General features: G+C 65.3%; 9 protein-coding genes and 3 pseudogenes. 7 read left to right on the forward strand and 5 right to left on the reverse strand.

Annotation, left to right across the window (positions count from 1 at the left end):
• The 3 genes and pseudogenes from ADL12_RS41570 to ADL12_RS41580 form a co-directional block, all read right to left on the reverse strand.
• A pseudogene (locus ADL12_RS41570) lies at positions 1 to 416 on the reverse strand (transposase); the annotation flags it as partial.
• Positions 417 to 929: 513 nt separating this feature from the next.
• Positions 930 to 2,138 carry a response regulator transcription factor gene (locus tag ADL12_RS41575; RefSeq protein WP_062713208.1) on the reverse strand — a complete coding sequence of 403 codons (1,209 nt, stop codon included), beginning with the start codon at positions 2,136 to 2,138 and terminating at the stop codon, positions 930 to 932.
• Positions 2,135 to 4,930, reverse strand: coding sequence for an ATP-binding protein (locus ADL12_RS41580; protein WP_159053461.1), 2,796 nt, complete (start codon positions 4,928 to 4,930; stop codon positions 2,135 to 2,137). The genes ADL12_RS41575 and ADL12_RS41580 overlap by 4 nt, the downstream gene beginning before the upstream one ends.
• Positions 4,931 to 5,222: 292 nt before the next feature.
• Here ADL12_RS41580 and ADL12_RS41585 point away from each other — a divergent pair, with 292 nt between their 5' ends.
• Positions 5,223 to 5,981 (forward strand): hypothetical protein, encoded by a 759-nt coding sequence (locus ADL12_RS41585; RefSeq protein WP_079052560.1) that lies wholly within the window; start codon positions 5,223 to 5,225, stop codon positions 5,979 to 5,981.
• Between the two features lie 35 nt (positions 5,982 to 6,016).
• On the opposite strand, the pseudogene ADL12_RS51870 reads toward ADL12_RS41585, so the two are convergent.
• Positions 6,017 to 6,809, reverse strand: a pseudogene (locus tag ADL12_RS51870) (IS5 family transposase).
• A gap of 1,048 nt (positions 6,810 to 7,857) precedes the next feature.
• Here ADL12_RS51870 and ADL12_RS55820 point away from each other — a divergent pair.
• The 3 genes from ADL12_RS55820 (at position 7,858) to ADL12_RS58755 (ending at position 9,189) form a co-directional block, all read left to right on the forward strand.
• Positions 7,858 to 8,154, forward strand: coding sequence for a hypothetical protein (locus ADL12_RS55820; protein WP_208614724.1), 297 nt, complete (start codon positions 7,858 to 7,860; stop codon positions 8,152 to 8,154).
• A gap of 204 nt (positions 8,155 to 8,358) precedes the next feature.
• Positions 8,359 to 8,643: a transposase gene (locus ADL12_RS51875; RefSeq protein WP_107120159.1), complete on the forward strand. Its 285-nt coding sequence runs from the start codon at positions 8,359 to 8,361 to the stop codon at positions 8,641 to 8,643.
• Between the two features lie 138 nt (positions 8,644 to 8,781).
• Positions 8,782 to 9,189 carry a condensation domain-containing protein gene (locus tag ADL12_RS58755; protein WP_159053462.1) on the forward strand — a complete coding sequence of 136 codons (408 nt, stop codon included), beginning with the start codon at positions 8,782 to 8,784 and terminating at the stop codon, positions 9,187 to 9,189.
• Here ADL12_RS58755 and ADL12_RS57390 read toward each other — a convergent pair.
• Positions 9,169 to 9,765, reverse strand: a pseudogene (locus ADL12_RS57390) (helix-turn-helix domain-containing protein); the annotation flags it as partial. The gene ADL12_RS58755 and the pseudogene ADL12_RS57390 overlap by 21 nt on opposite strands.
• 367 nt (positions 9,766 to 10,132) lie before the next feature.
• Here ADL12_RS57390 and ADL12_RS41605 point away from each other — a divergent pair.
• Genes ADL12_RS41605 through ADL12_RS41615 form a run of 3 tightly spaced genes read left to right on the forward strand, consistent with a single transcriptional unit; the run spans position 10,133 to position 12,659 of the window.
• Positions 10,133 to 11,092 (forward strand): ABC transporter ATP-binding protein, encoded by a 960-nt coding sequence (locus tag ADL12_RS41605; protein WP_062713212.1) that lies wholly within the window; start codon positions 10,133 to 10,135, stop codon positions 11,090 to 11,092.
• Positions 11,089 to 11,853 (forward strand): ABC transporter permease, encoded by a 765-nt coding sequence (locus ADL12_RS41610; RefSeq protein ID WP_062713214.1) that lies wholly within the window; start codon positions 11,089 to 11,091, stop codon positions 11,851 to 11,853. Before ADL12_RS41605 ends, ADL12_RS41610 begins: the two co-directional genes overlap by 4 nt.
• On the forward strand, positions 11,850 to 12,659 hold the full coding sequence (locus ADL12_RS41615) for an ABC transporter permease (RefSeq protein WP_063806801.1): 810 nt from the start codon (positions 11,850 to 11,852) through the stop codon (positions 12,657 to 12,659). The genes ADL12_RS41610 and ADL12_RS41615 overlap by 4 nt, the downstream gene beginning before the upstream one ends.
• The last annotated feature ends 213 nt before the right edge of the window (positions 12,660 to 12,872 follow it).

Raw genomic sequence — 12,872 nt, forward strand, 5'->3', positions numbered from 1 at the left:
CGCAGAGCACGAGCGGCAACGCGGCCTGACAGACACGGGGTCATATCTCAGACTCCCACCAACACCCCTCTGCCGAGCACTTATTGAAATACGGGCCCCAGCGGTGCCGGTGTACTGGCGCTGGACGCCGACTGTGTGCGTACCCTTCTTCAGGTCGCCGGTCTCGTCGACGACCAGCACCGCGTCGTCGGCCCGCAGATGCTCGATGACGAAACCGCGGACGTCGTCGCGGACCGCATCGGCGTCCCACTTGGCTCGGGACAGCAGGTGCTGCAGACCGTACGGGGACGCGTATCCGGCGTGCTCGGCAAGTGTCCAGCAGTTCTTGCGCGGCAGGTCCGACATCAGCCCGAGGACGAACTGCCGTGCCCGGCGTCGCGATTCCACCCGGCAAAGCACCCCGCGATGCGGCCCATCAGGGCCTCGAACATGTCCTGCCAGCGGGCAGGTCCTATGGTGTGGCCTGCCGTCACCGCCTGATCTTCTGTCTTCACACACCGATGATCACCGGTGGCCGTACGCGTTCCCTGACAGACCCCGACCAGCAAGATCACGATCTACAGCTGGAGTATTAGGCGGCGAGGGGAGAAGGAATCTTCTTGAAGTTGTCTACTGAACCGATTTGACGTGCGTCGATGCGGTTCCCCGTGTCTCTGACCTGCAAGGATCGGCCTTTCAGGGCCTTTCGGGATCGTGTCGCATTACGTAGCCGATTCTCCCCACGCGCCCCCAGAGCGGTTCGTACTCCCCAGATCCTCCCCAGAACAGACCGTCAGATGGCAGGCGCTGGCCCTTGGGCGCGGCTGTTCGTCGCATAGAGGCTCCGGGCACACTACGTGACCGTTGGCAGAGCGACGTCGGTCCGAAGGCCTACCCGCCGGCCCGGCCTGCCATTCGATCCTGTGCCGCGGGAAGTGACTGTCTGGGTTTCACATGGCGGTCCATTGGGACAACGTTTGTTCTGTCGCATCGGGATGGTTGACCGCGGGGGTGTCGACGCCTTCGTCGGTTTTGGCGTACCTGAAGGGTGTCCTCCCGGAGTTGGCCGGGTTGCCGCGTTGCAGGCCGTCGAACTGCAAGCACCGGACATCGTGGGTGCCGGGCGGCGTGTGCGTCAGTAGCCACGGGGCCAGGGGGATCGGTTCGGCGCCGTGAGGTACAACAAATGCCTGGCCGGTGATCATGGAGGTTCGGGTCGGCAGTGTGCCTGGGATGGGTTTGTCGGTTCCTTTGAGGCTCAGGGCGTCGACGGCGTATGTCGTGCCGTCGAAGGTCATGGATACGGGAACTGCGATGTCGGCACGCCATGATGATGCCGCCCGGTGGGCGAAGCGACAAAGCAGGGCGTCGAGTTGCTCGGCATCGGAGACGCTGGGTGCGCTCCTGCCGTGCGCGAAGTCGTTGCGGACGGTAATGAGTTCCTGTACTGGCCGGTGATCGCCTCCTTCGGGGACCAGCCAGGCGAGCATCCGCATGAAGTCGCTGCCGGCTCCGGGCAGTTTGGCGAGAGCCGTGCAGATGTCGAACCATGTGCCCATGCTGGGGGCCGCTAGGCGCGCGGCAGTGATGCCCCGAAGGGGGGCGGGTGGAGTGGTGCTCAGGCCGAGAAGGGCGGCGAAGCGGAAGATGGCCTCCAGGGTGTGGAGCCCTTCTATCGCCTTCTTGCCGGGGTCGGCGGTGCGTTCGTAGCGGGCGAACCGGTGAGCCAGTGGTGATGGCAGGTCGTTCCCCGCGAGAGTGAGGGCTTGGTCGTGCCGGTCGGAGAGGACTTTTGCGCACCGCTCCAACAGCTCTTCTCCCGCGTGGTCCTTGAGAACCCAGTCCGTGGCATCGAGACGCAATGCCTCGATGACTTGCTGCTTGGATCCCTCACCGGAGAGCACAAGGCTGGGAAGGCGCCAGCCGCCGTCTTTGAGCTGCCCCAGCAGCCAGAGCCCGCCCCATTCCTCGGGCGGCATCTTCATGTCGATGAGAATGAGGTCGAACGGGCGGGTTGCGATCTCCTGCAGGGCAGTGTGCCCATCAGCAACAAAACGCAGACGCGCACCGGCTTTGTGTAGAGGGCGGCACAGGGTGCGTGCCACATCGCTCTGGTCGTCAGCGACGAGGATGCGTGCGCCTGCCAGTTGCTGGATCATGTGGACTCCGATGTCGTTGAAGTGGCGATCGGCAGGGTGATGAGCCACGCGGTGCCAGAGGGTGCGGGGGTTGCGCTGAGTTGGCCCCCGACCCGGGCCAGGAGGGTGCGCACGCCGAGGAGACCGAGTCCGTTCCCACCCGGTTTCGTGCTGCGGACTCTTTCTCCGGAGGCCAAGGCCGCTGCGACGTCGGCTGGCAGACCAGGCCCGTTGTCCGCGATCTCCACGACGGCTTCGTACTCGTCGGCCGTCCAGGCCAGCGTGATGGCACCCCCCTTGCGCAGTGCTTCGATCGCGTTGCCGACGAGGTTGTCCAGGACCGCGTTCAGCGCCCGTGCTTCGAGAGCGACGTGGACTGGGTGGCTGGCTTCGGGGACTGACAGCGAGATGTTGCCGGGGAGCCGTGTGAGAACTGCTGCCGCGTACTGGCGGAGGAACCCCCCGAGCTCGACGCTCTCAGTGCCGGCTGGCCGGAGGATCGATGTTGCCGCCCTCACACGCAGTGCCAGGGAGTGGGCTTCGTCGAGGTGTCGGCTGGCGGTGAGCTGCTGCTGCAACTGGGCGGTACGGCTTTCAGCCGGGTGGGAGGACGCGAGGCGGGAGGCGACGAGCTGGTTCTTGAGGTCGTGCAGCAGGTCTGCGACGGCAGCCCGGTACGGTTCGGGGCTGGGGCGAAGTGCGTCCACGACTGCCTGGGTTACGGGGCCAGGGTCGACGGGTGTCTGGGTGGTGCTGACGATCACGTCGATGCCGTGATCGGTCGGCATGATGCTGGTAGTCCTGCTCACCTTCGACCACAGGGCGCAGACCCCTTCGGCGGAGGAACGTGAGAGCGGTTGGGTGGAGCGGAACCGTAGATGTAGCGGACTGACGCCGACAACCTCTGCCGAGGTCTCGTGTCCTGCTGCCGTGACGGCGGACAGGGCAGCGTCGGCGGTCGCCCGTTCACGGGCAGAAATTCGCACGCCCGGCCATTGTGTCGCCGTCTTCAAGCGACCACGGTGCAGGACCCGCCAGTCGTCCACGAGTTCTGACAGGGAGATGTCCGGGTCGTCGATACCGAGGCAGCGGTAGACATCGCACAGTTGCACCAAATGCTGGAGGAAGGCTGGGTCCACGGCCTCTGGGTCTTGGAACTGCTCGATGGCATCCATGGCTTGAGCCAGCGCCGTGTCGAGCGCGCGATCGGCATCGGCCGTGGTGTCGACCGCACTCCGAAACGCCTCCCGCAGATGGCTACCCGGCTGCAGGGCGACATCGAGGCTCAACAACTCGTCGACGCCGACGGCCCACATCAGCAATGCGGCGCTGTCGGAGGCGAGATGAAGGCCGAACAGCCGTTGGCTGATCCACCGTTGTGGTGGCACGGGTGACATGGCCAGTACGAAGGCCTGCTGGGCGAGCAGAAACCGAGCCAACGACCTGTCACGTTCGTTGGCGCTGTCGAAGGAGCGGGCGGGGGACTGATCAGCGAGTCTGTCGAGGACGTTCAAGACCAAGCGGGATATTTGGTGCTTCGCCGGGGTCTTTCCCAGAGCCGCAGCGCCATCCATCCTGGTGGAGAGGTCCAGGGCAACGCTCTCGAAGATCACTGTGGCCGCGTATCGCCGTTGGTGATCCGGGCCGGACTCACGGTACTCGTGGCGCAATTGCAGTTTCATGGCGCTCGCCGCACGTTCGAGGCGGGACGTGGGATCGATCGGCAGCGGCGCCGTGGGAACGATGAGCTGCCACAGTGACCTCCACTCCGCCGGCCATTGGGTGGCGAGAGTGTCAGGAAAACCTTCGGCTACGGATACCGCGCCAAGGACCGCTTGGAAGGCGTCCGAACCCATCTCCACAGGGATCCCCATCGAGCTCTGGCCTGCCCCAAGGAGCAGCCCAGGCGCCAGACCTGCTCGGCGAAATGCGCTGTCGAAGATGTCGTTCGGAACATGTCCGAACGGGAACTCCTCGGGCGGATCGACGGCCAGGTGCTGAGCCGTGGCAAGGAAGTACTCATAGACGAGAACATGGGATCCGAGGAACGCGAGAACCTGATAGTCCCGTTGCCGATATCTGGCGATCATGGCCTGGTTCTCGTACGTCCATGACGCATGTATCAAGGCCTGAGACAGCAAGGGGCGTGCCTGATCAGGCAGACTGAACAGTTCCTGTAGGCGGCTCACCGCCTTCACGTGGACTTCTGGAAACGGTACTTCCAGTGCGGGAAGGCGCGGCACAGCAGTCTGACGATGCGCGGACAGAGCATTCGGTATATGTTTCCGCAGGAAATCCAGAGAAGCCTGGTGAGCGGCGGCCTTTTTACTCCTTCCTGTTCCCTCGCCACGTCGTCGACGTGAATCAGTAGCGACAGCATGGAACATGGTGTTGTGATCAGGGCCTTCACGCCCGAACTCATAGGTGACCGCGTTGAAGCCCAGATGTTCCTGTAGGAGTTTTTTGGGGTCGCTTACGTCTCCCGCCGCTCCTTGATGCTGGGTCGTGATTAAGTCCGACACTAGTTTTCCGGCTACTTCCTCTTCGCTCCCGAGACACAGCACGCCAAGGAGTTGGCGGAAGAGGAGAGCAGTAACCTTTGCGGGAATTTCCTCCCTGCTAAGGCCGACACTCAGAGCCGCGGACTGGCGAATCCATTTCTGCTCTGCCGCCCAGGCCGGGACGGACGAGGCGATGCTGGCGACATCTTTGCTCATCGACCCCGAAGTTGGGCTCGCAGAGTTGCGGTAGGCCTCAGCGGCCGCCGCTTTCTGCAAGAACGCTCCGCCCAGGCGGTTGAGTGCGTCCAACATGGCTTTCGTGATGCCCGGGACAGCCTTCTTGTTTTCGTAGTAGTACGAGCTGTGTACCAGCGCCAGAGCGAGGGCGTTACTCAGCCCGCGTCGGGGGGCTGTAAGCCCAAACCTGCTCAAGTGCGCCAGAGCAGGCGCAGCCTCTGTCACCCTCTCCGCGGCCGGACGCTCGAGTATGCCCAACAGGGCCTGCCCGTATGCCTCCCTTAGAGCTCGTAACACGATCTTGTCTTGTCGGCGGCATTGGTGAGGTACGGGGTGCCAGTCGGATGCGGCTGGGATGATTGCTGGCATGACACTGGACTGGTCCCGTCTGAAGCATGCCTATGGCTCCGCATCCAACCTGCCACGGCTCTTTGATGAGATCGGTGATCCCGAGCTGGCTGACGAGGCGTGGGAGGACCTGTGGGCTTCTCTCTACCACCAGGGGTCGGTGTACACAGCCAGCTTTGCCGCCCTGCCCGTTCTGACAGACATCGCTGCCGGTCGCAAACCTGGTGGTCGCTGGCCGGCACTTGGGTTGGCCGGCCGCATCGTCGTCGAGGAGCAACAGCTTCACGAGCCCGGTTACGTGCAGACGCGCTACCCGGCTGCGATCAACGAGCTGCACCAGCTGACCCAGAACGTCGTGGGGACAAGGCCCTTCGAGGGCGATGTAGACGACTTTCTGTACTGGCTGGAGCACCTCCTGGCATTTGAGGGGGTGCCCGTATGGAGGCGCAGACTGCGCCGTGAGGAGCATCCCGTAGTGTGCCCCTCCTGCGCACTGAGCTTGGAGATCGACCTTTCCTACAAGGGGCCAGGCACTCGCCGTCGGGACCCGAACGCGCGCTTTCGGGTTGTCGGCCGTGAGGGACCCATAGTCCACGGGGTCCGCCCGGCGGACCCCGTGGACCTGCCGCCACTGGCGTCTCGGCTGCACGATGTGGCCGTCAGGGCCGGCCAGCCAGCAACCGCAGAGCATCTGACCCACCTGTTTGGCTCCACGACGTGTCCCGACTGTGCTTCAGACTTCTCGGTGCCGGACCAGATCGCAGCCTGCCAGGCATAGCAGTCCAGGAGCGCGTAAAAGGATCACGCGTGGGCTTACTTGAGTCGTCTCCAGCAGATGAGGCTGGAAGCCAACGAGACGAAGGCGTCGTGGAGTTCGGTTCGGCGTTCCCAGCGGACGGCGAGGGGCTTGAACTGGTGGAGCAGAGCGAAGGTCTGCTCGACGACGTAGCGGAGTTTGCCCAGTCCCTTGATGTTCGGGGCGCCCTTGCGGGAGATGACCGGCAGGATCCGCCGCTTGCGCAGCTCACGCCGGTTGGGGTTGGAGTCGTATTGTCACCGAGAAGTGAGTCCGGGCGGCGCCGCGGGCGGCCCATCCTTCCGGCCACGGGCGGAATGCCATCGACGAGGGCGATGGTCTGGGTGACGTCGTTGACGTTGGCCGCAGTGGTGATGACTTTGAGCGGGGTGCCGCGTCCGTCGCAGATCAGATGGTGTTTACTGCCCGTCTTCCGCCGGTCGACCGGCGACGGCCCCGTGTCGGGGCCCCCTTTTTCGCGCGGATGTGGGAGCCGTCTACACACGCGCGGGACCAGTCGAGTTCGCCGGCCGCGTTGAGTTCGGCGAGCAGGATGCAGTGCAGCTGCTCGAAGACACCGGCCTGCTGCCAGCGATCCAGGCGTCGCCAGCAGGTCTGTCCGGAGCCGAACCCCAGCTCTGGGGGCAGGAGTTGCCAGGCTATGTCGTTGTGGAGCACGTACAGGACGCCCTGCAGACACAGCCGGTCCGCTACCGGCTGCGGGCCCGGCGCCTTCTCCGGCCAGGGCGGCAGCAGAGGCCCGATCAGTGCCCACAACTCGTCATCCACGATCCACGGCCGAGTACTCACACCCTGCCGAACAGCCGAATCGTCACATCGGTCACGCCGGACCAGGGCACTTCAACAAGATCGTGTTACGAGCTCTTATGGCTTCCACCATGCATCCCCCACCTTTGACTCCTGTTACCCCAGGCAGAACAGTATGGCTACTTGAGGCGGCAGTGGATCAAGACCTCGAAACGGATCCGCCGCCGGCGCCGCCTGCCGCTTCCCTGGGCTGAGGAGGGTGTGGGGGCCGACGTTCCGGACCTGCTCCTGTGGGCCTGCGTACCTTCCTGATGGATGCCTGGGCGTGGCTGAACTACAAACCTGCCATGGCCACCACGCTCGACGGCTGCCCCGCATCGGGCTCTCGTACCTGAACTGCGGGCCATGTGGCTCCCATCCGTACGTCGCCTCGCCGCCTACACCCACCCGCGCTTGGAGGTCCGCACCTGCAATCGCCGGTACATCACTTACGAAGCTGTTCGTCCCCACGAGAGAGTCGACGAGGCGTCGAGCACTGGATGCGCCCATGCTTCGGTCAGACCCTTTACCGGTCGCGATGGGCCAACCACCGGCGCAGGCAAGCCGGTTGGGCGCAGCAGGGCCGGGCCGCGGGCAGAGGATTCGGGGATGTGGCATGCCGGTGGAGTATGGGTTGGGGCGCTCATTTGACGCTCCGAGCCCGCGCAGGCACGCTTGGCGGAGTGAAAACATAGGCTTGACCTGCAAGTTCTCTGGCTCCCTCTGCTCCTGACATGCTTCCGATGACATCGCATGTTGAGTGTGTTGCTGTTCTGGAGCCAGCAGCGAAGGGCATCTGACCTGCCCTTTTATAGTTCCGGTGAACCTGCTCGACGCGCTTTCGAGGGTGGGACGGGTACACCGTGTGGAGTGCGCTGCGCTCCTTCATCTGCTCAGCGCAGCGACGTTCGTGGGGTCTGCTACACGAATGGGTGACATGTGAACTGGTCTGCCCTGTGAGGTGGGTGGGAAGGATGTCGCTGTGCCCAATCCTTGTCCAGCAGAGTTCCGCGAGGACGTCGTGCGGGTCGCGAGGAATGGCCGCCTGGGTGTGACGATCGAGCAGGTGGCCGCCGACTTCGGGGTCCACGCGATGGCGCTGTGGGAGTGGATGCGCCGGGCGGACATCGACGACGGGACCAAGACCGGAACGAACAGCCAGGAGAGTGCGGAACTGCGGGAGGCACGTCGGCGCATCAAGTTGCTGGAACAGGAGCGCGAGGTCCTGCGCCGAGCCGCTGCCTATCTGTCGCAGGCACACCTTCCGCGAAGAGGATCTCCCGATCGTGAAAGAGCTGGCCGCCGGCGGGTGCCCGTCACGTGCCAGGCCCTCAATCTCGCCCGCTAGCCCTACTATCGCCGGCTCGATCAGCCGGTGCCCCCTTGCCGCAGTGGCGAGCGCTATTGGGGCCCTGCGTTGCGGCATGTCCGCGTGGTAGAAACCTGATGCTGTTCCCACGCGCTGACCGCTTCCGCCGACCAGTTGCCCTCGGACGTTAGGAGCCCTCGGTTGTGAGCCGACACCGGTCCCTCGCCGGTCGACCGGCGGAAGATGGGCCGCCGGCCCGACTCGCTGCTCGGTGACAGGGGCTACGACTCCAACCCCAACCGGCGTGAGCTGCGCAAGCGGCGGATCCTGCCGGTCATCTCCCGCAAGGGCGCCCCGAACATCAAGGGACTGGGCAACAGCTACGTCGTCGAGCAGACCTTCGCTCTGCTCCACCAGTTCAAGCGCCTCGCCGTCCGCTGGGAACGCCGAACCGAACTCCACGACGCCTTCGTCTCGTTGGCTTCCAGCCTCATCTGCTGGAGGCGCCTCAAGAAGCACCTATCATGATCGTGTTACGAGCTCTGAGGCTGGGGGATTGGGGAACAGCGCCGCCCCAGGATGAAGGCATCGACCTGAAATGTCGTGGCACCCAACCGTGGAACACCCCCGCGTCCGTGGGGGTGCACCGTATGCGCTCGCCGAGTTGTGTCCCGAGGCCGACGCCGCCTACAACCTGCCTGCCGCTGTGCGCATGACCGGCGTCCTGGATCGCAGGGCTCTGGCCCTGGCCGCGGACGACCTGGTGGCGCGCCACCAAGCTCTGCGCACCACTCTGAGCAGCCCGCCTGGTGGAATCATCGCCGAGCTCGCGCCCGCTCAGAAGGCGTCCTGCGCTTCGTCGACCTCAGCGGAGGCGTCTCGCCGGAACAGTCGGCACTGCGCGCCGCAACGGACGAGGCTGCCGAGCCTTTCGCTCTCTCCCGGGCACCGCTGCTGCGCGCCACGCTGTACCGCCTCGGCCCCGAGGAACACCTACTGTCCCTCGTCGTCCACCACAGCGCGGGCGACGGCTGGTCCCTCAACCACTCGATCTTGCCCGATCGTCGTGGGTGAGCGGGGCTTGGTCGGCCGTGCGGTGATGCCGTTCTCCCGGCAGATCCGCTCGAACAGCTCCTCGGCCGGAACGGCTTGGTGTACTTGCCGGTGAACTGCTTTCCGTTGTCGGTCAGCTCTTCCGACGGCACTCCGTAGGCGGACATGGCCTCGGCGAAGGTGATGCACACCGCGCGGCCGGACGGCTCGGCGAACACAATGAACCGGGAGTGGTCGTCGATCCCGGTGACGAGCTTGCACTCGCGGCCGCTGGCCAGGAACACGCCGCCCGTGATGTCGAGTTGCACCAGGCCACGCTGTCCGAGCTCGTGGACGATGGGGCGGGGCGGGCACCCCACCGTGGATTAGGAGCGTCGCAGTTCGCAGAGCAGGGCCTCGACCTCGGCGGGCACCTGGTGTGGGGAGACATGGGGGCGGCGCGACTTGTCGACCAGAGCGTCCAGGCCACCGGCCTGGTACCGCCCGAGCCAGGTGTACACCGACTGCCGCGAGGCCCCGACTTGACGGGCCACCCTGAGCGACCGGTGCCCCGTCCATCACTTTGAGGACCGCCGCACGGTACCGGTGCTCGGCCATCCACCGCCGGTCGTCGACCGGTTCTGGGGGACTTCACCCTCTGGGGAAACGAACTGGCCGTTGACGCACGGCCGCTATCCGGCCTTGGGCGCGAAGGAGTAGCGCACAGACCACGACACGTGGCAGCGGGCCAGCCAAGGCACAGAACTTCTGGTTCCAACACCTGCAACGTTTCAGGTACCCGCCCAACGGTTCCCCTGGAAACGTGATCGCCACATGTAAGGCCACCAACGTGAAGAGCTACACCTGCTGAATACGATGGAACTCTGGAGGAACTCGACCTCATGTGCGGGTACCGTGCCGCGCGCGTCCGGGAATCGGGCCTGCCCCACCTGTTTGGCGTGATGCCTCCTGCGGAGGCGCTGCGATGAACGCCATCGAAATCCGAGGACTGCGCCGTGACTTCCCTCTGCCGAATGGCGAGCGAGGAGCCCTCCGTACGGCTCTCGACGGGATCAATCTCACTGTCGGCGAGGGCGAGGTGCACGCACTGCTCGGCCCCAATGGCGCGGGCAAGACCACCCTCTGCAAGATCCTCGCCACCGTCCTGGTGCCGAGCGCGGGCACGGCCCGCATCCTCGGCCGCGATGTCGTCACCCGACTCGCCACCGTTCGCCCCCTGATCGGCTGTGTCTTCGGCGGCGACCGGGGGCTGTACGGCCGGCTTTCTGCCCGCCGCAACCTTCACTACTGGGGCGCCCTGTACGGTGTGCCCGGCCACGAGCTCCGAGCCCGGGCCGCCGAGTTGCTGGACCGTTTCGGGCTCACCGCACACGCTGACGAGCGGGTGGAGACCTTCTCTCGGGGCATGAAGCAGCGCCTGCACCTCGCCCGCGGGCTGATGCACGCCCCCAGGGTCCTGCTGCTCGACGAACCGACCACCGGCATGGACCCCGTCTCCGCACGGGACTTCCGCACGCTGATCGGTGAACTGCGCCGTGAGGGCCGGTCCATCCTGCTCACCACTCACGACATGGCTGAGGCAGAGACCGTCTGCGACCGCGCCACCCTCATTGACGACGGCCGTATCTTGCACACCGCCACTCCAAGGGAGCTGGGCGCGCTGTTGTCCCGGCACGAGCGTATCGAGGCCACCGACGTCCCCGCCCAGCTCCTCGCCCAGATGGGCACGCGTTCCGGCGTCACCTCCGTGAACACCGGCCCTGACGGCATCACTCTGATCGAGGTCACGGACCAAGACGCGCTCACGCCGGTCCTGCGACTACTCGTCGACGCCGGTGTCACCAACTTGGCTACCACGCGGCCTGGTCTCGAAGAGGTCTACCTCCAGCTGATCGGCGACCGGGGCATGGATGTCGCCTCATGAGAGCCTTCCGCGCCGGCCTCAGCCTGCAAGCCGCCCTGCTGTGGCGCTCTCCCGGCAATCTCCACGTGTTGGCGACCGTGCCCCTGTACACGCTCATCCTGCTGGCCATGACCGATGCTTCTCACCAGGCCGGCCTCGCCCCCAATGCGATCATCGCGCCGACGCTGATGGCACTCTGGACAATGGCCCTGTTCACCGCCGGAGACCTGATCGACCGCGACCGCCACGACGGCACCCTGGAACCCACGGTCGCTACCCCCGCACCGCTTGCTCAGGTCATAACCGGACGCATCTGCGCGGTGACTGCGGCCAGTCTCATCGCGTTCGCCGAAGCCTGGGTGGTCGGCCTCTGCTTCGGCGTCCATCTGAGCGTGCACCACCCACTCACCTTGGTCGTCGGCATCCTCACGACGTCCCTCACCACCGCCTGTACGGCGGCGCTGATTGCCACGTTGCTGGTGCTTACGCGCGGCGGACGACCGTATCAGAACTCGCTGAGCTTCCCGTTCTACCTACTGTCCGGGATCGTCGTACCCATCGAAGTTCTGCCGCACTGGGTGCACCCGATCAGCCGGATCATCTATCTGTCATGGTCGGCCGATCTGCTCCGGTCCGCCTTCCGCCCCGAGGAGCCACGCCAACTGCCCATGCAGCTAATAGCTTTGGGGCTGCTCGCTGCGGCGGGACTCGCCTGCGCCTCTGTGCTCATGCGCCGCGTTCTCGACCGGGTACGGATTCTCGGCACCCTGGGGCACGCATGAACCCACGCTTGCCCTCCAAGGCACTCACCGTCCTCCGGCACGGCAGCGCCATCGCCGTGGCCGACCTCGCCGCTGTCTACACCTGGAAGACCTGGCTGTTCGGCTGGCTCGTCCGGATGCTCAGCCAGGTCGTGTTCTTCACCCTCGTCGGACGCCTCACCGACGCCGGGCACAACGAACAGTTCCTCGTCATCGGTAACGCGCTCATGGTCTGCGCCATCGAAGCCACGATGGTCGTGGCCTCCAGCGCCTGGGAACGATCGCTCGGCACTATGCCCCTGCTCGTCGCCGCACCCACACACCTCGCCTGGACCTTCATTGTGCGCAGCCTCCAGTGGGTGATCAGCGGCACGGTGTCCTCGCTCGTCGCGTTGTTCACTCTCGGGCCTGCCTTCGGCCTGCGTTGGACCCTGAACAGCGCTGCGGCGGCAGTGTTGCTAGTGCTTCTCACTGCGCTCGGCACCTACTGCTTCGGGCTCGCCCTCGCCGCGCTCGTCGCCGACCAGCCCGCCCTGCGCAACATCGTCTCCAATGTGGCCTACCTCGGCATGATGGCCCTCTGCGGAGTGCAGGTCCCTGTCCACTACTGGCCCCAACCACTCCAACTCCTGGCCCAGTTCCTTCCGTTGACCCACGAACTCGAAGCACTGCGCGGAGTGCTCCAAGGTGCTCCGGTCCTGCGAATACTCGGCCGGGCTGTGCTCGGCGTGATCACGGGCGTTGGCTGGCTGGCCGTGGCGGTAGTCGTCTTCGGGTGGGCCGCGCGGCGTGGGCGGCGCACAGGAGCGATCGAGTTCGGCACCTGACGCTACACCGCTTCATTCCCTGAACTGCCGGTATCACGTCGTGTTCGACACGACGCAGTACCGGTGGCCGACGCGGAGACGTTCGACCGGTCGGCCATGTCCCTCGGCTCCGAGCTGTGAAAGGAGGTGAACCACCATGGAGCGCAACCACATCGCCACTCTTCGTCCTCGCCTGGACAAGATCAAGGTGAAGCCGGTCAAGTAATGACCCCG

Origin of the sequence: Streptomyces regalis (assembly GCF_001509475.1) — a bacterium.
Classification (GTDB): domain Bacteria; phylum Actinomycetota; class Actinomycetes; order Streptomycetales; family Streptomycetaceae; genus Streptomyces; species Streptomyces regalis.

Coding starts and splice junctions, on each gene's coding strand:
- ADL12_RS41615 (WP_063806801.1), top strand. CDS start 11,850: ATGAACCCACGCTTGCCCTCCAAGGCACTCACCGTCCTCCGGCACGGC.
- ADL12_RS41580 (WP_159053461.1), bottom strand. CDS start 4,930: ATGTTGGACGCACTCAACCGCCTGGGCGGAGCGTTCTTGCAGAAAGCG.
- ADL12_RS41610 (WP_062713214.1), top strand. CDS start 11,089: ATGAGAGCCTTCCGCGCCGGCCTCAGCCTGCAAGCCGCCCTGCTGTGG.
- ADL12_RS41585 (WP_079052560.1), top strand. CDS start 5,223: ATGACACTGGACTGGTCCCGTCTGAAGCATGCCTATGGCTCCGCATCC.
- ADL12_RS51875 (WP_107120159.1), top strand. CDS start 8,359: ATGGGCCGCCGGCCCGACTCGCTGCTCGGTGACAGGGGCTACGACTCC.
- ADL12_RS41605 (WP_062713212.1), top strand. CDS start 10,133: ATGAACGCCATCGAAATCCGAGGACTGCGCCGTGACTTCCCTCTGCCG.
- ADL12_RS41575 (WP_062713208.1), bottom strand. CDS start 2,138: ATGATCCAGCAACTGGCAGGCGCACGCATCCTCGTCGCTGACGACCAG.